The sequence below is a fragment of the Paraburkholderia lebeckiae genome, assembly GCF_050436225.1.
Classification (GTDB): domain Bacteria; phylum Pseudomonadota; class Gammaproteobacteria; order Burkholderiales; family Burkholderiaceae; genus Paraburkholderia; species Paraburkholderia tuberum.
Window position 1 is genome coordinate 600,112 of record NZ_JBNDLU010000002.1, and the last position, 20,813, is coordinate 620,924.

General features: G+C 65.9%; 19 protein-coding genes and 1 pseudogene. 6 read left to right on the plus strand and 14 right to left on the minus strand.

What is annotated here, in order from left to right:
- Both OKW45_RS17500 and OKW45_RS17505 read left to right on the plus strand, forming a co-directional pair.
- Complete coding sequence (locus tag OKW45_RS17500; protein WP_429470127.1) at window positions 1-759, plus strand: NUDIX hydrolase; 759 nt, start codon at window positions 1-3, stop codon at window positions 757-759.
- 150 nt (window positions 760-909) lie between these two features.
- On the plus strand, window positions 910-1,848 hold the full coding sequence (locus OKW45_RS17505; protein WP_018421341.1) for a CobD/CbiB family protein: 939 nt from the start codon (window positions 910-912) through the stop codon (window positions 1,846-1,848).
- Window positions 1,849-1,920: 72 nt separating this feature from the next.
- Here the strand turns inward: OKW45_RS17505 and OKW45_RS17510 are convergent, their stop codons facing one another.
- Genes OKW45_RS17510 through OKW45_RS17520 form a run of 3 tightly spaced genes read right to left on the minus strand, consistent with a single transcriptional unit; the run spans window position 1,921 to window position 4,497 of the window.
- A complete protein-coding gene (locus OKW45_RS17510) occupies window positions 1,921-2,241 on the minus strand; it encodes a putative signal transducing protein (protein ID WP_184006321.1) in 321 nt (106 codons plus the stop codon).
- A 1-nt stretch (window position 2,242) separates the two neighbouring features.
- Complete coding sequence (gene rsgA, locus OKW45_RS17515; protein ID WP_018421339.1) at window positions 2,243-3,241, minus strand: ribosome small subunit-dependent GTPase A; 999 nt, start codon at window positions 3,239-3,241, stop codon at window positions 2,243-2,245.
- On the minus strand, window positions 3,238-4,497 hold the full coding sequence (locus OKW45_RS17520) for a M48 family metallopeptidase (RefSeq protein WP_018421338.1): 1,260 nt from the start codon (window positions 4,495-4,497) through the stop codon (window positions 3,238-3,240). The genes rsgA and OKW45_RS17520 overlap by 4 nt, the downstream gene beginning before the upstream one ends.
- 225 nt (window positions 4,498-4,722) lie before the next feature.
- On the opposite strand from OKW45_RS17520, the gene orn reads away from it, so the two are divergent.
- The gene (gene orn, locus OKW45_RS17525; RefSeq protein ID WP_429470129.1) at window positions 4,723-5,334 is read left to right on the plus strand and encodes an oligoribonuclease; all 612 of its coding nucleotides are present in this window, start codon (window positions 4,723-4,725) and stop codon (window positions 5,332-5,334) included.
- A 38-nt stretch (window positions 5,335-5,372) separates the two neighbouring features.
- Here orn and mog read toward each other — a convergent pair whose 3' ends face one another.
- Both mog and yjgA read right to left on the minus strand, forming a co-directional pair.
- On the minus strand, window positions 5,373-6,014 hold the full coding sequence (gene mog, locus OKW45_RS17530) for a molybdopterin adenylyltransferase (RefSeq protein ID WP_429470131.1): 642 nt from the start codon (window positions 6,012-6,014) through the stop codon (window positions 5,373-5,375).
- Entirely contained in the window at window positions 5,995-6,612 is a 618-nt protein-coding gene (gene yjgA / locus OKW45_RS17535) for a ribosome biogenesis factor YjgA (protein WP_018421335.1), read from the minus strand. The genes mog and yjgA overlap by 20 nt, the downstream gene beginning before the upstream one ends.
- 150 nt (window positions 6,613-6,762) lie before the next feature.
- On the opposite strand from yjgA, the gene pmbA reads away from it, so the two are divergent.
- Window positions 6,763-8,133: a metalloprotease PmbA gene (pmbA, locus tag OKW45_RS17540; RefSeq protein WP_026225964.1), complete on the plus strand. Its 1,371-nt coding sequence runs from the start codon at window positions 6,763-6,765 to the stop codon at window positions 8,131-8,133.
- 97 nt (window positions 8,134-8,230) lie between these two features.
- Here the strand turns inward: pmbA and OKW45_RS17545 are convergent, their stop codons facing one another.
- The 7 genes and pseudogenes from OKW45_RS17545 to OKW45_RS17575 all read right to left on the minus strand — a co-directional run bounded on the left by OKW45_RS17545 (window position 8,231) and on the right by OKW45_RS17575 (window position 13,736).
- Complete coding sequence (locus tag OKW45_RS17545; RefSeq protein ID WP_018421333.1) at window positions 8,231-8,731, minus strand: dihydrofolate reductase; 501 nt, start codon at window positions 8,729-8,731, stop codon at window positions 8,231-8,233.
- A gap of 71 nt (window positions 8,732-8,802) precedes the next feature.
- Window positions 8,803-9,507 (minus strand): annotated as a pseudogene (locus tag OKW45_RS17550) (sigma 54-interacting transcriptional regulator); the annotation flags it as partial.
- Window positions 9,508-9,714: 207 nt separating this feature from the next.
- Window positions 9,715-10,428, minus strand: coding sequence for a C39 family peptidase (locus tag OKW45_RS17555; protein WP_429470133.1), 714 nt, complete (start codon window positions 10,426-10,428; stop codon window positions 9,715-9,717).
- A gap of 105 nt (window positions 10,429-10,533) precedes the next feature.
- Window positions 10,534-11,925 (minus strand): FapB/FapC family functional amyloid domain-containing protein, encoded by a 1,392-nt coding sequence (locus tag OKW45_RS17560; RefSeq protein ID WP_429470135.1) that lies wholly within the window; start codon window positions 11,923-11,925, stop codon window positions 10,534-10,536.
- Window positions 11,926-11,950: 25 nt separating this feature from the next.
- Complete coding sequence (locus OKW45_RS17565) at window positions 11,951-12,619, minus strand: FapB/FapC family functional amyloid domain-containing protein (RefSeq protein ID WP_429470137.1); 669 nt, start codon at window positions 12,617-12,619, stop codon at window positions 11,951-11,953.
- Window positions 12,620-12,734: 115 nt separating this feature from the next.
- Window positions 12,735-12,995: a hypothetical protein gene (locus OKW45_RS17570; protein WP_503129163.1), complete on the minus strand. Its 261-nt coding sequence runs from the start codon at window positions 12,993-12,995 to the stop codon at window positions 12,735-12,737.
- A gap of 264 nt (window positions 12,996-13,259) precedes the next feature.
- Window positions 13,260-13,736, minus strand: coding sequence for a hypothetical protein (locus OKW45_RS17575; RefSeq protein WP_429470140.1), 477 nt, complete (start codon window positions 13,734-13,736; stop codon window positions 13,260-13,262).
- Window positions 13,737-14,274: 538 nt separating this feature from the next.
- On the opposite strand from OKW45_RS17575, the gene OKW45_RS17580 reads away from it, so the two are divergent.
- Together OKW45_RS17580 and OKW45_RS17585 are read left to right on the plus strand one after the other, a co-directional pair.
- Complete coding sequence (locus OKW45_RS17580) at window positions 14,275-15,669, plus strand: sigma-54 dependent transcriptional regulator (protein ID WP_018421325.1); 1,395 nt, start codon at window positions 14,275-14,277, stop codon at window positions 15,667-15,669.
- 336 nt (window positions 15,670-16,005) lie between these two features.
- Window positions 16,006-16,977, plus strand: coding sequence for a thymidylate synthase (locus tag OKW45_RS17585; RefSeq protein WP_018421324.1), 972 nt, complete (start codon window positions 16,006-16,008; stop codon window positions 16,975-16,977).
- Window positions 16,978-17,089: 112 nt separating this feature from the next.
- Here the strand turns inward: OKW45_RS17585 and OKW45_RS17590 are convergent, their stop codons facing one another.
- Entirely contained in the window at window positions 17,090-19,777 is a 2,688-nt protein-coding gene (locus tag OKW45_RS17590) for a DUF6600 domain-containing protein (protein ID WP_429470142.1), read from the minus strand.
- Window positions 19,778-19,926: 149 nt separating this feature from the next.
- Window positions 19,927-20,640, minus strand: a complete 714-nt coding sequence (locus tag OKW45_RS17595; RefSeq protein ID WP_018421322.1) for an ArsR/SmtB family transcription factor — start codon at window positions 20,638-20,640, stop codon at window positions 19,927-19,929.
- Window positions 20,641-20,813: the final 173 nt, after the last annotated feature.

Genomic DNA, 20,813 nt, shown 5'->3' on the forward strand with positions numbered 1-20,813 from the left:
TTGATCCGCCCCGTCTTTGAACCCGAAACTCTGCCTGTCATCGCGACAGGCGCCGGTCTGCCACCGGTCGCGCGCGAGCGTCTGACGCCCGATGCACTGCGGGCGCGCTTTGATCGGCAGCTTGCCTGGACACCCGAGAAAATTGCCGATGCGCCGTGGCGCAATACCGACCTCGATCCGCGCGTGGCCGCGGTGCTGGTGCCGCTCGTCGTGCGCGCGCGTGGTCTTACCGTGTTGCTCACGCAGCGCGCGGACCATCTGAACGATCACGCCGGTCAGGTGAGTTTTCCCGGCGGCCGCCAGGAACCGTTCGACGCTGATGCGACTGCAACGGCTCTGCGCGAAGCGCGCGAAGAGGTGGGCCTCGACGCGTCGCACGTCGAAGTTCTCGGCGCGTTGCCCGACTATCTGACTGGCACCGGCTTTCGCGTGTCGCCGGTCATCGCTCTTGTGCACCCGCCGTTCTCGCTGGAGATCGATACGCTCGAAGTGGCCGAGGTCTTCGAAGTGCCGCTCGCGTTCCTGATGGACCCGTCCAACCACGAAGAGCGCCTGTTCCGCTACGAGGGCGGAGAGCGCCGCTTCTTCGCGATGCCGTATCCGCGCGGCGAATTGACGGTGGCTCCGGAGGCCGCCGAGCAGCGCGGCGCGCACCATGCGCAGACGGTCACGCCAGCAGCCGTGCAAGGCGGCCATCATTTCATCTGGGGCGCGACGGCTGCGATGCTGCGCAACCTGTATCGGTTCCTCGCCGCATAAATTACGTGAGTCGCGTCGCCGTGTCGACGATGCACAGTTGCGCGAACGACGCACTTGTCGGCGCTTTGTCAGCATCCGCGTTCAGACTCATCCGACCCTGTGCTATCGTTATAAAACAATCGTAAAAACTTAAAAAGCACGGCGCATCGCATGACTTTTTTCTCCGTATTGCTGGCTCTGATCATTGAACAGGTACGCGCGCTGTCGCCGAACAATCCGGTGTCCGCGTTGCTTCAATACCATGCGGAGTCGGCGGCGCACGGATTCGATGCTGGCAAGCAACGTCACGGTCTGCTCGCGTGGCTCGTCGTGGTGGTGCCCTGGACGCTCGTGGTCGCGCTCGTCTACTACGTGCTGTATCACATTCACTTCATGCTCGCGTTCCTGTGGAACGTCGTGGTGCTGTACTTCACGCTCGGCTTCCGGCAGTTCAGCCATTACTTCACCGACATCCATCTCGCGTTGAACAATGACGACGTGCCACGCGCGCGCGAAATTCTCAACGAATGGACCGGGCTCGAGACCGTCGACATGCCGGTCAGCGAGATCGTGCGTCACACGCTGATCCACGCGGTGGTCGCGTCGCATCGCCATGTGTTCGGCGTGTTCTTCTGGTTCCTGATTCCGGTCGGTCCAGCTGGCGCGGTGCTGTACCGTTGCGCGGAATATCTCGCGCGCGCATGGGCGCGGCCGGCCGACGACCGCACCGTCGCGTTTTCGAGCTTCGCGCAGCGCGCGTTCTTCGTGATCGACTGGGTTCCGGCGCGGCTGACATCGCTGGGCTTTGCGATCGTCGGCAATTTCGAGGATGCGATTTACGCGTGGCGCAATCATGCGCGGCAGTGGCCCGATACGAACGACGGCGTGTTGCTCGCCGCGGGCAGCGGGGCGCTCGGCGCGCGCCTGGCTGGGCCGCTCGCGGAGCCGTCGAGCCTCGACGCGCTCGCCACCGGTGACGGCGGTCCGATGCAGGTCGGCGACGACTGCACGCCGCGCACGCTGCAATCGGCAGTGGGGCTGGTATGGCGTGCAGTCGTACTGTGGATGATTCTGCTGTTGATGCTGACGATCGCGGTCTGGCTCGCCTGAAGCGGCCAAGCCACGCGCGCAGCATAAGAAAAAGCCGGGCAATGCCCGGCTTCTTCAATTCCCGACTCCGCTTCACCCCTTCAACGGATCGCGCACAGTCCCGCATTGCCAGCACACGGTGAACTGCGCCTCGAGCACCTCGCCGCACTGCTGACATTGCCATGGAGGCGCGCCCGGCGCCGGTCCTCGCGAGGCCGCTTCGATCAGCCGCCGCGCGATCGCCTCATCGCGCTCATCGACGAGCCACAGCTCCGGCGCGCACTGGTCGGCCGGAATCTCGCCGAGCGCACCGTTCAGATAGCGGTTGTGCAGCTCGCAAGCGATGCCCGCGGTCTCCAGCACGTTGACCCAATGCTGTCCGATGATCAGGTTCGGCGCGCGCATCAGTTTCATGTCAGCGGACAATCTGGCTCGCCTCGTGCACGAGCTGCGCATAAAGCGCATGCCGTTCGCGGCGGATGCGCCCGTCGGCGACCGCTTCGAGGATCGCGCAGCCAGGCTCGTGCAAGTGGTGGCAGTTGTAGAAACGGCAGTTTGGAAGCAGCGGCCGGAACTCGGGGAACGCGCGTTCGAGCCGGCCTTCGGACAGGTGATGCAGGCCGAATTCCTGAAAGCCCGGCGAGTCGATCAGTGCGCCGGCCGCGCCGTTGACGCCATTCACGCCGGTCGTGCTCTCCGACTGCGGCAGCGGATAAAGACGCGTGAACGTCGTGGTATGGCGCCCGCTATTCAATGCGGTCGAGATCTCGCGCGTCGCAACTTCGGCATCGGGAATCAGCAGGTTCACGAGCGTCGATTTGCCCATGCCGGACTGGCCGAGCAGCAGCGTCGCGTGACCATGCAGATGTTCGGTCAGCGTGGCGCGTGCCGCCTCGGGCTGCATCCGGATCGACGCTTCGAGCACCGGATAGCCGAGCGCGCGATACGGCTCGAGCCGCTTGCGCGCGCCGTCCAGAGCATCGGTGACGTCGATCTTGTTCAGCACGATCAGCGGCTTCAATTCGTTCGCCTCGGCGGCGACGAGCGCGCGGCCGAGCAGATCCTCGCTGAAATGCGGCTCGGTGGCGAGCACGATCAGCAACTGGTCGAGGTTCGCGGCGAACAGCTTCGACTTGTACTGATCCGAGCGATAGAGCAGATTGCGCCGCTCGCCGATCTCGACGATCACGCCTTGATCCGCCGAGGTCGGCTCATAGATCACGCGATCGCCGACCGCGACCTCGCTGCGCTTGCCGCGTGGGAAACATTGCAGCAACGCGCCGCCGTCTTCGGGAGCGACCAGATAGTGGCGGCCGTGCGCGGCCACCACGAGGCCGCCCGTGCGCACGCCGTACATGCCGGATGCGGTGGCCGACGCGCCGCGCGACGCCTTCTTCGGAGCGCGGCCGCTCATGCGTGCTGCAGCAGTCGGTCGATCCGCTGCGAGGCCGGCGGATGCGAATAGTAGAACGCGGTGTAGATCGGATCGGGCGTCAGCGTCGACGCGTTGTCCTCGTACAGCTTGACGAGCGCGTTGACGAGATCGTGCGCGTCGGTTTGCGTCGCCGCGAACGCGTCGGCTTCGAACTCGTGCTTGCGCGAGCTGAGACTGCCAAGCGGCGTGACGAAGAACATGAACACCGGCAGCGCGAGGAAGAACAGCACGAGCGCGAGTCCGCTATTGCCGCCGACGAGCGACGGCCGCACGCCGAGCCCTTCGTAGAACCACACGCATTGCGTCAGCCAGCCGAGCAGCGCGAGCATCGCGAGGCTGATCGCGAACGTGACCAGCATGCGCTTCATCACGTGACGACGCTTGAAGTGGCCGAGCTCGTGCGCGAGCACCGCTTCGATCTCGCGGCCCGACAGGCGCGCGAGCAGCGTGTCGAAAAACACGATGCGCTTGCTCGCGCCGAAGCCGGTGAAGTACGCGTTGCCGTGCGCCGAACGGCGGCTGCCGTCCATCACGAACAGGCCCTTCGCGGCGAAGCCGCAGCGCTTCATCAGCGCCTCGATGCGGGTCACGAGCGCTTCATCCTTCAGCGGCTCGAACTTGTTGAAGAGCGGCGCGATGAAGGTCGGGAAAATCAGCAGGCCGAACATCTGGAACGCGACCCACACGACCCATGCCCACAGCCACCACAGGTTGCCCGCGCGGTTCATCAGCCACAGCACGACGAACAACAACGGCAGGCCGAACGCGATGCCGAGCAGCACGCCCTTCAGGCGGTCGAAAAAGAACAGGCTTTTGCTCATGCGATTGAAGCCGAAGCGTTGCTCGACGACGAACTGCCGGTAGTAATCGAACGGCAGGTCGATCGCGCTCGTGATCGCGATCACAGCGGCAACCAGCGCGATCTGACCGACGTAGCCGCGGCCGAGCCAGTCGGAGATCGCGAGATCGAGCATTTGCACGCCGCCGAGCAGCGTGAGCCAGATCAGCACGGCCGCGCCGACGACGATCTCGACCATCGCGAGCCGCGTGCGCTCGACCGTGTAGTCGGCCGCGCGCTGATGCGCGGTGAGCGCGATGGTGTTCGCGAACTGGCTCGGCACCTGTTCGCGATGCGCGACGACGAAGCGGATCTGCCGCGAGGCGAGCCAGAGTTTGGTGCCGACCATCGCGACGACGGCGACGACGAACAGGGCGGTGAAGTACAGGGTAGGCATCCGGGGATTCCGTGGTATCTATGCGAGAATTATATGTTTCTTCCCGCCTTGCGGCGGAGATACGGTTTAACGCGACGGTTAAGCAACAGTACCGGGTAGCAGTTCAGGGCGGCGCTTTGGCGCGGCCGGCCCGACTCGAACCGCGCGAATCGATTTCAAACGAACACATGCCGCGCCGCGCGGGTTGCCAGCTAAGCCCGCCGCGCGGCCCTCAGGGTTGCCTTCATGACTGACATCCTCGCATCCACCGAACAGCCGCCGCTCGTGCGCAGCGACATGAATCTCGTCTGGCTGGACATGGAAATGACCGGGCTCGTGCCCGACACCGACCGCATCATCGAGATCGCGGTGGTGGTGACGAATTCGACGCTCGACAGGATGGTCGAAGGTCCGGTGCTCGCGATTCATCAGAGCGATGAAACGCTCGCGAAGATGGACGAGTGGAACCGGAACACGCATGGCCGCTCGGGGCTGATCGATCGCGTGAAGGCGTCGACTGTCAGCGAGGTCGACGCGACCGCGCAAATCCGCGAGTTCCTCGGCCAGTACGTGCCGCCCGGCAAGTCGCCGATGTGCGGCAACTCGATCTGCCAGGACCGCCGCTTCATGGCGCGCTGGATGCCGGATCTGGAGAGCTTCTTCCACTACCGCAACCTCGACGTGAGCACGCTGAAGGAGCTGTGCCGGCGCTGGCAGCCGGTCATCTACAAGGGCTTCCAGAAGCGCGCGATGCATACGGCGCTGGCCGATATCCACGAGTCGATCGACGAGCTGAAGTACTACCGCGAGCATTTCCTCGTGCCGTCGGCGCCGGACGCCGCCGCCAGCGCTCAGTAAAGCGCGGGCCTGCACGGGCAGGCCCCGAACCTCGAACCTCAGTCTTGCCGTGGCGCGCGCTGCGCGCTTTTCGGCCGGAACGCCTTGACCACGTCGACGTTCGTTTCTACGTAAGGGCCGCCGATCAGGTCGATGCAGTAGGGCACCGCCGCGAAAATCCCTGGCACCTTGACCATGCCGTCATCGCGCAGGCCTTCCAGCGTTTCCCTGATCGATTTCGGCTGGCCGGGCAGGTTGATGATCAGCGCGGCGTGTCGTTCGGTTTCGCGGATCACCGCGACCTGGCGCGACAGGATCGCGGTCGGCACGAAATTCAGGCTGATCTGCCGCATCTGCTCGCCGAAGCCGGGCATCTCCCTGGTTCCGACAGCGAGTGTCGCCTCGGGCGTCACGTCGCGGCGCGATGGTCCGGTGCCCCCGGTCGTCAGCACCAGATCGCAGCCCACTTCGTCGACCAGCTCGATCAGCGTCGCCGAGATGGTCGGCGCATCGTCGGCGATCAGCCGCGTGACCACCTGCCATGGCGAGCTCAAGGCCGCGCCGAGCCACTCCTGCAGCGCCGGAATGCCCTTGTCCTCGTACACGCCCGTCGACGCGCGGTCGCTGATCGACACGAGGCCGATCACGATTTCGTCGGGGTGCTGACGTTGCTTACGTCGATCAGGCGTCGCGGTCGTCATCGTCGTCTTCCGCGGCGAGGTTGGGGTCGTGCGCGTCTTCCGCTTCGTCGTCGGTGCCTGCCGCGCTCTTGACCCACTGGAACAACTCGCGGAAGTAGCGCGGCGGCTTGCTCTGCTCCGCTTCCTTGCGCGCGTTGCGGATCAGCGTACGGCCCTGCTGCGGGTCGGCGCTCGGGTGCTGGCGGATGAATTCGGTCAGCGCGGCGTCGTCGGCAAGCAGCTTCTCGCGGGTGCGCTCGATCCAGTGGAGCTTCGCCGTTTCCGACTTGTTGATGCCCTTGTAGGTGTCGAGCGCGGTGCGCAGCGCGGCGGTTTCGGTGTCGAGCAGCGAGCGCATCACGCGGCCGACGTACTGGATCTGGCGGCGCTTGCCTTCGTGGTCGGTGATGCGGCGCGCTTCGCGCACGGCTTCGTCGAGCTTTTCGGGCATCGGCATGCGCTTGAGCGCGTCTTTCGGCAGCGCGACGAGTTCCAAGCCCAGATCCTGCAGCGCTTGCATTTCGCGCTTGACCTGAGACTTGCTCGGACGATCGTAGCCGTTTTCGTCGACTTCCGTGACGACGGATTCGATCGGTTGAATGCGGGTTTTGCGTGTCATGCCGGTATTGTAACTTGCCGCGCCGGCCCGACCCGCGGCGGCGCGTACCTTGCTATGATCGCGGGATGCATTTATCCCGAACCCGCGCGCCTGCGCCGAATACGGTGCGCATACCCACGGCCGCGCGGCCCCAACAGGACGGCAACCACAATGGCAGCAGACATGGACGTCAAGCAGCGCTTTTTTCCGCATACCCAGGATGAGCTGAAGGAAATCGCCTCGGACATCCTCCGTCACGCGAAGGCGCTCGGCGGCACCGACGCCGCGACCGAAATCTCCGAAGGCGACGGCCTGTCCGTCTCGGTACGGCGCGGCGAAGTCGAGACGATCGAGCACAACCGCGACAAGATGGTCGGCGTGACGGTGTTCATCGGCAACAAACGCGGTAACGCCAGCACCTCGGACTTCTCCCCGCAGGCATTGAAGGACACGGTCGCGGCCGCCTACAACATCGCGCGCTTCACCGCCGAAGACAATTGCGCGGGCCTCGCCGAAGCCGAGCTGCTCGAAACCGCGCCCCGCGACCTCGATCTGTACCACCCGTGGAATCTGTCCGCCGACGAAGCGGTCGAAATCGCGCGCCGCGCCGAAGACGCCGCGTTCGCGACCGATCCGCAGATCAAGAACTCGGAAGGCGCGAGCGTGTCGGCACAGCACTCGCAGTTCGTGCTGGCGACCTCGCGCGGCTTCCTCGCCGGCTATCCGTATTCGCGCCACTACGTCGCGTGCGCGCCGATCGCCGGCAGCGGCCGCAACATGCAGCGCGACGACTGGTACACATCGACGCGCAGCGCCGACGAGCTCGCCGATCCCGAAGCGGTCGGTCGTTACGCGGCGCAGCGCGCGCTCGCGCGCATCGGCGCGCGCGGCCTCGACACGCGCAAGGTGCCGGTGCTGTTCGAGGCACCGCTCGCGGCGGGCCTCCTCGGCGCGTTCGTGCAGGCGACGAGCGGCGGCGCGCTGTATCGCAAGACCTCGTTTCTGGTCGACAGCCTCGGCAAGCCGGTGTTCGCGCCGCACGTGCAGGTGGTTGAAGACCCGCACGTCGCGCGCGCGATGGGCAGCGCGCCGTTCGACGAGGAAGGCGTGCGCACGCGCCAGCGCTCGGTCGTGAAGGACGGCGTCGTCGAGGGCTACTTCCTGTCCACCTACTCGGCGCGCAAGCTCGGCATGAAGACCACCGGCAACGCGGGCGGCTCGCACAACCTGTCGCTGCTCAGTTCGAACACGCGTCCCGAAGACGACTTCGAGGCGATGCTGAAGAAGCTCGGCACGGGCCTGCTGCTGACCGAACTGATGGGGCAGGGCGTCAACTACGTGACCGGCGACTACTCGCGCGGCGCGTCGGGTTTCTGGGTCGAGAACGGCAAGATCCAGTATCCGGTCGAGGAAATCACGGTCGCGAGCACGCTGCAGGAGATGTTCCGCCATATCGTCGCGATCGGCGCGGATACGATCACGCGCGGCACCAAGCAGACCGGCTCGGTGCTGATCGAGCGGATGACGATCGCGGGGCAGTAAGCCACACGGCTCGTTCCAGCGCAGCCCCGTATCAAACGAAAACGCCACGCAACTGAACGTTGCGTGGCGTTTTTTATCGCTTGCGTGGCGCGCGCCGTCAGACGTCTTTGCGCTGATACGTGACGAATGCGTAATCGAAGTCGTTGGGCGCATTCGAATGATGCGCTTCGCGCGCGATTTCTTCCCACACCTGCGGGTCGATCGCGGGGAAGGTCGCGTCGCCGTCGAAGTCGGCGGCGATTTCGGTGACGATCAGCTTGTCCGCATGGCGCAGCCCTTCGTCGTAGAGCTCTGCGCCGCCGATCAGAAACGCCTGCGGCGCCTGGTCCTGCGCGGCGAGCGCGAGCGCTTCGTCGAGATTGGTCGCGGTGTCGCAGCCCTGAAAGCGTCGCGAGGCATCGCGCGTGACGACTATATTGCGGCGTCCCGGCAGTGGCCGGCCGATCGATTCATGCGTTTTGCGGCCCATGATGATGGGCGCGCCCATCGTCGTGCGCTTGAAGAATTTGAGGTCTTCGGGCAGTCGCCAGGGCAACTGGTTGTCGCGGCCGATCACGCCGTTGCTGGCGCGAGCGACGATCAGGGTGAGCGTCGTCATCGAATGGAAAGAGGAGGGTAACCGGGCGATTCTACCCGAGCCGTCGATGCACACCGACGCGTACCCGCCGCTCACTTTCGCGCCGGCCCGTCCGCGGCGAACGCTCCCTTGTCGTCGGCGCTGCCCGGTTCGCGCAAGCCGTGCACGCCCATCAGCCGATACAGCGTCACGCGGGAAATGTTCAGATCCACCGCCGCCTCGTTCAACCGGTGCCGATGGCGCAGCAGCGCGGCCTCGATCGCGCGCTTCTCGGCAGCCTCGCGCGCCTGCGTGAGCGTCATGCTTTCCTGCTCGGTGTAGCCCGCGAGGTCGAGGTCGTCGGCCGAGATCAGCTTGTTCTCGGCCATCACGATCGCGCGGCGCACGCGGTTGATCAGCTCGCGCACGTTGCCGGGCCAGTTGTAGTTGTAGAGCGCTTCGATCGCCGACGGCGTGAAGCCGCGAATCTTGCGCGCGTTGTCGGTCTTGAACTTGTGCAGGATGTGGTACGCGAGAATCTCGATGTCGCGCCCCCGCGCGCGCAGCGGCGGCTCATCGACGCGCAGCACGCGCAGGCGATGAAACAGATCCGCACGGAACTGGCCCTCGCGCATCGCGCCGTCGAGATCGACGTGGGTCGCCGAGATGATGCGCACGTCGACCGGAATCGATTCGCGTCCGCCGAGCCGCTCGATCTTGCGTTCCTGCAGAAAGCGCAGCAAGCTCGCCTGGCTTACGAGCGGCAGATCGCCGATCTCGTCGAGAAACAGCGTGCCGCCGTCTGCCGCCTCGACGCGCCGGCGTATTTGCCGGTCTGGGTCGCGAGCGCGTCGTCGCCGACGAGTTGCACCCGCAGGGGCGCGGCGCCTGGCTCGGGCGCTATCGAAAGTTCGGGAGCCGGTGGCGAGGCGGCGCCCTCCGAAGCGTGGGCAAGGCTGCTTGCGCCGCAGGCGACGGCGCAGAGCACGAACCCAAGCTGTGTGAAGTGTGACTTCATGGCGGGATCAGAACATGTCTGCCTTGTTCAAGCCGTACTCGAAAAAGGGAGTCGCGGCGGTGCCGGCTGCCAGCGCAGCGGCGCGCAACTTCAGCGCGAGCGACTCGTTGTCCTGCAACAGTGGTGAATCCTCCCTGAAGGGTTTGCCGAGGACCGCGAACACGAGACCGTTCCAGGTCTTCGCGAAGTCCTCTTCGAGCACGGTGCGATTGCCGAGCGCCGGGTCCGCGATGAACACGCGGCCGTCCTGCGCATGTTTGACGATCACGAAATGCTCGTAGCCGTCGATGTTCATCAGGACCATCACGGGGATCTGAAGATGGTGGAGCGCTTCGACGTTGACGCGAAAGCCGCGGCCGCGCAGTCCGATGGTCTCGACGAAGTGCTTCATGTCGAGCATCGAGAAGCCGTTCTTGACGACGACTTCGGGCGTTGAAAAGACCATCATCCGGCGAATCAGTTCGGTTTCCGGAATATCGATGCCGTAGCCGTACTTGAGGAGGGTGGCGAGCGCCGCCGCGCCGCAGCTGTAATCGAATTGCTGATTGACGATGTGGTTGTAGCGCAGGTCCTTCATCGAACGGACCGTCTTCGTCAACGGCACGCCGACGAACGTGGACGTGTCGATGCTCGACTGTGCGGCGGCGTAATCCGCGCACAGCACGCACCCTGCCAGCGCTACGGCGAACGGTAGCGCCGGGAACCCCTTGAACCCGGTCATGCTGGTCTCCTGCCCGATCCGCGCCGGCAGCTTCTATGGCTGCCGGCGCGCCCCTCCGACTGCTTTGTGCTTCTTCTGCTTGCCCGCGCTCGCCGCGTCGCGTGCTTACTTGCCGCTGTTCAACGCCGCGATGGCGAGGCCGTTGTGCTGCAAGTTGCCCGCGCCGCCGGCAATGTTCACGCCGATGTTTCCGGAGGCGCCTTTCAGCGTATCGGCACCCAGACTCGCGGTGCCCTGGAATTGCCCGTGGACGGTCATCGTTGCGGATTGCGAGTTGTCGTCCGTCGCATCCATCGCGGTGGTCAGCGCCTTGCCCGGCGAGGTCGTCGTCATGGCGCCGGCAAGCGGGTTGTCCTGCGCGTTGCCGATACCGGAAGCGATGTTCACACCGACGTTGCCCGTCACACCCGACAGCGACCCGTTGCCGACCGACGCGTTCAGATTGAAGTTGTGAATCGTTGCGCTGCCGCCCGAGGACTGCACGTTGAAGGCCTGCGCGTTGCCGAACACGTTGCCGACGTCGACCGAGGCGAGCGACACGTCGTTGCTCTGCGCGTTGTCGATGCCTTCCGCGATGTTGATCCCGAGGTTGCCCGACACGTTGCTGGCTGCGTTGGTGCCGGTGGTTGCATTCAGCGTGGCGGCAGCTTCGTTGTTGATGTGCTGCGTGATCGAGCCGCCCGTCGTCACGTCGGTCGTCGACATGCCTGCGTCGATGCCCCATGCGGCGCCATACGAGTCGCTCGACGACAAGCGGCTGCGGGAGTAGCCCGACGATTGCTCGCCGACCATCGCATAGCCGGAGCCTTCGCTCGCTTTGAAGCCCCACGAATGGCCTTGCCCGGACGCTTCGCTTGCTTCTAAGCCGCCGGCGACGCCCGACGAGTTCGCGTAGCTCGATTCGCGATAACCGGCCTGCAGGCCGCCGCGGGCGCTGAACGAGCCGCTGCCGTGCGAGAACGTGTTGTGGTCCTGATAGCTGTAGCCGCCGCCGATCGAGCCGCCGGCAGACAGATGGCCGCCAGAGTTCTGACTTGTGTGCGAGAAGCTGCCCGCGATGCCGGCTGCCTGCTGGCTGGTTTCATAGCCGCCGCTCGTCACGCTCGCGCTCTGGTTGCCGTACGCATAGCCGCCGGACGCTTCGAAGCCCTGCGAGCCCGAGCTCGACGACGTATGGTTTTGTGTCGTGAACGCGAATGCCGAGCCGCCGCCTCTGACCGACGTTCTGCTGTTGTTCAGCGTCGTGGTCACGTTGCCGCTGGTGTAGGTCTGCGCCTGCGGATCGAGCGTCGCATTCACGTTGACGGTCTGATTGTTGTTGATCACCGCGTTAGCCGTGCTGGACACATGCACGCAGCCAAACAGTCCGACCAGACCTTCGACGCCGACCATCTCGCCGACGACCGTCGTATTGAACAGGTAGGCCTTCTGCGGCGCGGCAAGCACGCTGCCGGATGCGGCAACGAGAACGGCCGTGGCAATAAGAGTGCGCTTCATGATTCGCTCCGATACTTAAGTGTGGTCAGTTAAAAAAAGTGCCCGCCGGGGGACGGAGCACAAAACTGTTTGCCGTGGCATTACCGGCGCCGGCTGCCTGGTTGATTTGCACGATTCCGTTCGCGTTGCGAAAGGCATCGCTGGAAATGCTTGCCTCGCGCACGCCGTGAATCGCGTTCGACCGCCCCGGACTGCCGTTTTTCGGGGCCGTCGCGGAGAGCTCCCCATCCGGGACGGTCTCGACTCCGAGCGCCGCAGTCCCGATCTGGGTACTGTTGCGCTGCAGATTCCCTACTCCGGCCGACTGGTTCATCAGCACCGCGCCGGATGTGTTCGAAAACGCACTGGCTTCGATCGACGCCTGCGCGCGCGGCACGTTCGCGGCCACCGACGCGCTTTGCACGCTCGCGTTCGCGTTGCCGACCGCGGCGCCTTTCGTCACCGTGATCTGGTTGGCCTGCGCGTTGTCGAGGCCAGCCGTTTCGTTGACCGTGAGCGCGCCCGTCGCGCCCATGCCCGCGCCGCTGCCGATCGTCGCGATGGCGCCGACGATGGGTATCGCTTGCGCCTGCGCGTGAGCCGTGCCGGCGACGAACGCAGCGACGCCCATGCACAGGCACGCGCACACGCGCAGGGCCGGGCGTGCCGCAGCGATTTGCAGCGAGCGAAGCGAGGGGCGCAGGCGTGCGCTCATTTCAGGCCTCCGAGCGCGCCGCCGAGCACGTTCGATAGCGGCGCGAGCGCGCCCGTCACCGACGAGCTGATCGCGCCGCCGACGCCCGTCGCCGGTCCGCCGATGCCGCCCGAGTTCAGCGCGGGATCGTGTTGCCGGTCGCCTTGCCGGAGAGGATCTGCGTGACGGCCCGCATGCCGGTGCCTCCGGGTACGCCGCAGGCGGCGACGCCGTTCGAGCCGTGCGCGTTCGTCAGATCGGTGTCGCCGACGAGTGTCGCGATCGTCGGATCGAACGAGTTGGCCGGGAACGTGGTGGCGCGCACGGCGACCGGGTCCTGGTCGCGCGGCACGGGGACGAACGCGTCACGCGGCGTGACGCTGCGCTCGACGACGATGTCGCCCGGATTGGCGACCTGCTCGGCATAGGCATGGCTCGCGAAGCAGGCGGTGGGCCGAAGCGGCGCGCGGCAAGACGGGAGCGTTGCTGAACGACGCCGCCGGCAGCCCGAGGGCGTGCGGCGTCTGCTGGTTCGTACTCATGTCCCGGTCCCTTCTCTCTTGTTACTTGTGTCCCGCCGTCGTGGGGCGCGTCATCTCTCGCGCGGCCACCGGTCCTGCATTGCCTGGTTATTTGCCGTCTGTTCGTTGCTTCGTCCTGCTTACTTGCGCTGGTATGTCGCGACGTTGTCCTGGGCGGCGCGCGCGGCATCGACGGGCACCGGCAGCGGCGAGGGTGGCGCGATCTCGTCCCACAACGTCACCTGGTTGCCGCCGCTTTGCATCAACCGGGGCGTCGCGGCGACCATCAACATGCCGACCGCGCCGCCGCGTTGCGGCGACAGCATCTGGTCATCGAGCGAAATATCGTTCATGGATGCAGCATCGGCAGCCGGGGTCGACGGTTTGGCGGCAATCTGGCTGTCGTCCTCCGCGGCAACCGGCGTGGTGGCTTGCAGGCTGGCGCAGGCGGGGTCAGCGGCATCGCTGGAATCCGTCAGCGTGGCGAATCGCGCCGGGGCGGCTTGCGCTGTCGGGGTGCCGGCACTCGCCGGCGGGGCGCTGAACGCTAGAGCTGCGCAGATCGCGAAGAATGGCGCGGGGCGGCTTATCAGATCGATGCGCAATGCGAGTCGCATGATGTGTCTCCCTGTGCACGCGAATTAGCGAAACATGTGCCATCGCTCGCAATCCATTGATACGCCTGGCGCCAATCAGCACAAACGCGACTAATGCGTTCCAAATCGGCAAAAAACGTTGCAGGCCTGAAACGGATCAGCAGAAAATACCTATAATTCGTTAATCCACGAGGTAACGAAATACTGTCGCGAGAACGCCACAAAAAGCGCTTCCACTAATGTTTTATTTGTCGGCTGAATAAATCGCGATCAGCCGCTAAGCCTTGATGGGCAACGGGTCCATCGATTAAATTCGCATAATTGTTTTCGAAGCGGCGCGCGTATAGTAAGCTCTCGAAAACAGCTTCACATTTAAAAAAGGCCCATATCGGGCCGTCTCGAACACACACGCCGCTTTCTTGGGGATCAGCTGTCCGCACGGAATGGAATGGCCGTTCGGGTTTTGCGATTCGCGAATCCTGGACGAGTCAGCGTGTCTGAACCGCAATTTCAGGTGCATGCGTCGTCCTTAACGTTCGTTGACGAGAGGATCTGAATAATGGAACCCGCAACGCGGCAACTGATTTACGTTTCGCGTGACCCGAGCGCGGAACTGAATACGCGTTTTATGCAGCGTGGCTGGCATGTCGAAGTCGTGGGATCGGCGCGCGATGCGCGCCGGGCAGTGCGCACCGGCTCGGCTGCTGGCGGCCTGCTCGATCTGTCCAGTGATTTCCAGCCGCACGAAATCGCCGCTTTTGAATCCTGTTTGACCATGCCGAACGTCGGCTGGGTCGCTGCCACTACGCCTGGCCAACTCCAGGACGCCGCGTTGCGCCGGCTCGTGCGCGACTACTGCTTCGATTACGTGACGGTGCCGTCTTCGGGCGACCGTATCGTCGACTCGGTCGGTCATGCGTACGGCATGATCTCGCTTAGCGAAACGGCGTCGCACGACGGCTCGCAAGGCGCCGAGGGTGAGATGGTCGGCTCGTGCGACGCGATGCTCGCGCTGTTCCGCTCGATCCGCAAGGTCGCGATGACCGACGCGCCGGTGTTCATCTCCGGCGAATCGGGTACCGGCAAGGAGCTGACGGCAGTCGCCATTCATGAACGCTCGGCGCGGCGCAACGCGCCGTTCGTACCGATCAATTGCGGTGCGATCCCGCCGCATCTTCTGCAATCGGAGCTGTTCGGCTACGAGCGCGGTGCGTTCACCGGCGCGAACCAGCGCAAGATCGGCCGGGTCGAGGCGGCCAACGGCGGCACGCTGTTTCTCGACGAAATCGGTGATCTGCCGCTCGAAAGCCAGGCGAGCCTGTTGCGCTTCCTGCAAGAGCGCAAGGTCGAGCGGCTCGGCGGCCATAGCGCGATCGACGTCGACGTGCGCATCATTTCGGCCACGCACGTGGACATGACCGCGGCGATGATCGAAGGGCGCTTCCGTTCCGACCTCTATCACCGCCTCTGCGTGCTGCAGATCGACGAGCCGCCGCTGCGCGCGCGCGGCAAGGACATCGAACTGCTCGCGCGGCACATGCTCGAACGTTTCAAGAAGGATGCGAGCCGCCGCCTGCGTGGCTTCGCGCCCGACGCGATCGCCGCGCTGCATAACTACGGCTGGCCCGGCAACGTGCGCGAGCTGATCAATCGGGTGCGGCGCGCGATCGTGATGTCGGAGGGACGCGCGATCACCGCGCGCGACCTCGAACTTGCCGAATACGTCGAGATCGTGCCGGTGTCGCTCGCGCAGGCGCGCGAAGCGGCCGAGCGTCAGGCGATCGAGCTTGCGTTGCTGCGGCATCGCGGGCGGCTCGGAGACGCGGCGCAGGAACTTGGCATCTCGCGAGTGACGCTGTATCGGCTGCTGTGCTCGCACGGCATGCGCCATATGGAAGGTGAGCCGATGTCGGCGCCGCACGGCGATTTGCCGGCGTCGGTGCAGCATCTGTAGGCGGCGCGGGCGAGCGGCGAGACTGGCGACGTGGCATGTGAAGGTCTGGCGCGTCGCCGCGGATCTCGGGCTGTGCCGGTTCGGACGGATTGACTGTGCCTTCCGGGCGCAGCGACGCCAGCCGGCAAGCGTCGCGTCGAAGCACTTTTGCATGCACGTGTTTGCCGCTCGTATATCGCATACCGCGGTGTTTTCCTTTCCGTCTGATATTTCCCTCGATATTCCCCATGCGGCGCGCCATGCTCCGGCGGCGCGCGGTCGCGCTTGTTAGAATCGGGTTTTGCTCAATTCCGTGAGCGCGCCTGATCGGGTTCGCGCCGCGCCGAAGGAAACTGCATGAAACAATACCTCGACCTCGTCCGTACGATTCTCGACACCGGCACGTGGCAGGAAAACCGCACCGGCATCCGCACCATCAGCATGCCCGGCGCGATGCTACGCTTCGATCTGCAACAAGGCTTTCCAGCGGTCACGACGAAGAAGCTCGCGTTCAAGTCGGCGATCGGCGAGCTGGTCGGGTTTCTGCGTGCTTCGCGCAGCGCCGCGGATTTCCGCGAGCTCGGCTGCAAGGTGTGGGACGGGAACGCGAATCAGAACGCGCAGTGGCTCGCCAATCCGTACCGCGAGGGCCCGGATGATCTCGGTGATGTCTACGGCGTGCAATGGCGCAAGTGGCCGGCCTACAAGGTGCTCGACGCCAGCGCGAGTGCGCAACTCGCTGACGCGCAGGCGCGCGGTTTTCGCATGATCACGCAGTTCGACGAAGAAGGCCGCTCGAAGGTGCTGCTTTACAAGGCGATCGACCAGCTGCGCCAGTGTCTCGACACGATCATGCAGAACCCCGCAGATCGACGCATTCTGTTCCATGCCTGGAACCCAGCCGTGCTCGACCAGATCGCTCTACCGGCTTGCCATCTGCTGTACCAGTTTCTGCCGAACGTTACGCGCCGCGAAATTTCGTTGTGCCTGTATATCCGCAGCAACGACGTCGGGCTTGGCACGCCCTTCAATCTGACCGAGGGCGCGGCGCTGCTGCATCTGGTCGGACGGCTGACGGGCTATACGCCGCGCTGGTTCAGCTATTTCATCGGCGATGCGCATATCTACGAGAATCAGCTCGATATGCTGCACCAGCAGCTCGAGCGCGAGCCGTACGAGAGTCCGCGGCTCGCGATTTCCGATCGTGTGCCCGACTACGCGAAGACCGGCGTGTACGAGCCGGAATGGCTCGAAACGATTGAGCCTGCGGATTTCTCTCTGGTCGGCTATCGGCATCACGAGCCGCTGACGGCGCCGATGGCGATCTGATGCCGGTGGGAGCGGGGCGGTAGCGCTCGCCCTCTTCGTCGTCGAATAACAAAAGCCCCGCGATGGTTTGCATCGCGGGGCTTTTTTATTGCCGGGACGGCAGGCGTCCTGCTCAGCTCTTGTGATGCTCGTCGCGACTGCCGCCGCCCTGGCGCTGCTCGGCATGTTGCGGTTGCGGCTGGGGTTGCGGACGTGGCTGCTGCACCTGCTGGGGCCGCGATTCGGGGCGTGGCTGCTGCATCTGCGGACGCGGCTCGGGCCGGGCTTGCGGCATCGGCTGCGGACGCGGTTCGAAATGCGGCTGCTGCGCCTGCTGGAACTGCGGTTGGGGCCGAGGCGCCTGCGGCATCGGCTGTGGACGCGGTTCGACTCGCGGCTGCTGCGCCTGCTGGAACTGTGGTTCGGGCCGAGGGGCTTGCGGCATCGGCTGCGGACGCGGCGCGAAGTGCGGCTGCTGTGCCTGCTGGAATTGCGGTTCGGGTCGAGGAGCTTGCGGCATCGGCTGCGGACGCGGTTCGACTCGCGGCTGTTGCGCCTGCTGCATTTGTGGTTCGGGACGCGGTTGCTGCGGCGGGAGGGCGCGCGGCGCCTGTTGCGTCACAGGCGGATGCCAGTTTGGCACACGCGCCTGTTGCTGCGCGGCCGGGTTGTCCGGCGGATGGGGCACACCAGAGTGTTGCGCGAAGCTCGGCTGTTGCGGGCCGCCCGGCTGCGCCATGCGCGGTGCCTGCTGCGCCATCGGGGTATGCGGCTGCGTCCATGCCGGCTGAGACCTGCCGACCGCGCCCCATTCCTGCGGCGCGCCGCGCTGCCGTGCGTACGCCGCCGCGTTGGCTGAATTCCCACCGGCTGCTTGCGGCGGCCGCGGCACACCGTTCGACGGATGGCCCATATTGCCCGCGAGCCCGCTCTCGCCAGGCTGCGGCGGACGCGGGTTGCCGACCATCTGCGTCGGCATGCCCGGACGCGCTTGCGGCGCTTCGCCATGCGGCCCCACGACGCCGGCTTCGCCGGACCGCTGGCCAGCCTGCTCGACGCCATGCGGCCCGTTACCGACCATTGCGCTGGGGGCGCCAGGCGCGCCAGCCGCCATCCCCGGCGGACGTCCCGGCACGTGTGATTGCACGACCCGCACGTTCGCCATCGGCAGCGCGCTCGGTGCGCCGGTCATATGCGCCGGCACTGCGGTGCGCACGACCGGCTGGCCGCCGCCGGGTACCCGACCGCCGCTTTGCGCGAAGCGCTGCGCGAGCTCGTCGTGATAAGCGGCCGGCATGACGGGAGTGCGAGTCGCAACGACCGGCCGGCCGACGACGCTCGCCGGTGGCCGGTAGTTCGCGCGCCGCAGATCCGACCCGAAGCTTTCGCGCACCGGCGCGATCCCCGGTGCGCCCGGGTTGATCCGCGCGTTGCGCCACTGCGCCGGATCGACCTTCTGCGAAAAGCGTCGGACTGGCTGACCGTGGACGAACGCTGTCGCCGGCACGGCCGTCACTCCCCCCGGCACGCGATAGTTCACGTACGCGTTGTGGATGTTCAGGTTGCGGCGGTAGTCGTTGACGATCGTCGTGCGGTTCACGCGGTTGTAGTACCCAGCGCTCCAGCGGTCGTGACCGCCCCAATGCGGATGCCACCGCTCGCCCGGCCCGAGCGGAAACCACGCGACGCCCGCCGCGATGACCCCGCCGACCGCCAGGTTCACACCCCAGTCGACACCGCCGTCGTCGTCGCCGACGAATGCGACCAGCGCCGGCGCATAGACCGGCGCCGCGTCCGCTTCGAGCGGACCTGGCACCCAGGCCCACGTGCCGTCGACCTCGGCCCAGCGGCCGTAGTGGTACGGCGCGAAGCCCCAAGGTTGGTCGTCGACCCAGGTCCAGCCCCACGGCGCCTGCCAGACCCAGTGGCCGTCGTGATACGGCGCCCAGCCGGCCGGCGTCGCGTTCGGCACCCACACTTCGCCGTACTGCGGCGTCTCGCGCCATGTGCCGTTGGCATCGAGGTCCTCGTAGCCGGGGATGTCGCGCGACACGTAGCGCGCCGACAGCGAGCGGTCTTCGGTGGCGTCGCGGCTGGCGGCCCACTGGTCGAGCTCGTCGACAGCGGGCGCGCGGTTGTCGGCGAGCTGCTGCAGGCTGGTGCCGGCAAAGCGGATCTGCTGACCCGCCGCGACCGGCACCTGGCCGCCGTCGCCGTACGCGATCGCACTACCGCTGCGCACGGTGACGGTCGTGCTGCTGCCGTCCGGCGCGACGTCGACGCGGTAGTCGCCTGGACCATTCACGCCGAGCGCAAGATTCGGCGTGTCGATTTCATACGACGACCCCGGCGCGAGCTCGCGCACGCGCGTCGATAGCGTGCCTTGCGCGACTTTCAGTTGCGCGGTCGTGTCGTCGAGATTGAGCACGTCGAGGCTCGTGTTCTGGCCGAGGCGCACCGCGGTCGAGCCGATGTGCAACTCGGAGCGTGCGTTCTGGTCGTTCCATAGCTGGTCGCCGGTTGTCAGCGGCCGGTTGATCTGCGCGTACGACCAGTCGGTCGCGCCGGCGGGCTCGGTGGTCACGGCTCCGGCCGTGTAGTTCAGCCGCGCGATGCGCCCCGGCGGGTCGCCGCCCGACGGAGCGCCGCCCGACGGATCGCCGCCCGGCCCGACGGCCGCCGCGGCTTGTGGCGTGGGTGTCGCTTGCTGCGCCAGGGCGCTCTGCGCCGCGAGTGCGACGACGGCGGTCGCGATCAGCGTATATCCGCTCATCCGGAGTCGGATCCCGGCTTGCTGCACGGGCTGCTTGGCGTGTGTCATGACTGATCTCCGACGGACGTGGCAATGGGCCGGGTCCGTTAAGTCACTGTACTTGCCGCCAATGTTTCAAGACCCGCTCATTTGTAAGGTGGATTCGCTGGCGTGTAACAAAAGATCTCGCCACGTCGGGCCACCGGCAGGTGAACGGTCTACCCGGCCAGAAACGCATCGAATTGTTGATGGCCGGCCGGCGTGACGCGCAGCACGCGCGGCCGTTCGGTTCGCTCGACCCAGCCATGCGCCGACCACGCATCGAGCAACGCCGCGCCGAGAGCGCCGCCCAGATGCGGTCGGCGCATGCTCCAGTCGAGGCAGGTGCACGCGAAGCGCCGCCGGCGGGTCTTCTGCGCGGCCAGGTCGATGCCCCAGTCGGCGAAGCGGGCGACGCCCTGCGCGGTCGCTTCTAGCGATGCGCCGTCTTGCGTCAGCAGTCCGCGCTCGAGCATGCGCTCGAACATGCGCACCGACAGCTCGCCTGCCATGTGGTCGTAACAGGTGCGCGCATAGCGCATTTCTAGTGGCACGGTGCGTGCCGGACGCGGCACGGAGCGCTGTGGCGCGCTGACCTGCGCGACGTTGGCGAGTGCTTCGATCGATGCGGCGATGTCCGCCGACGCGATACGGAAATAGCGATGCCGGCCGCGCACTTCGAGCGCGAGCAGCCCGCCGTCGGTGAGCCGTCCGAGATGGGCGCTCGCCGCCGATGGCGACAGCCCCGCGATCATCGTCAGTTCGCCGGCCGGGCGGGCGCTGCCGTCCATTAGCGCCCACAGCATCGCGGCGCGGCCGGGATCGGCGAGTAGCGCGCCGATGCGGCTCAGGCCGGGGAAGTGGTTCTGGTCGTCTAAGAAGGGGGCGGTCATGGCGCGTCTCCTGAATGGGCGGCAAAGGGCGGCGCGGTCCAATCGCAAAGACCGCCGCCACGATTCCTACTCTACGCGCATCGGGTATTCGATGTTTCAGCTTGGCGTGAACAATCAATGCGACGGACGTGTCCGGCTCGGCCGCGTTTGCGCGGCGTCGCGTGCCACAGGCT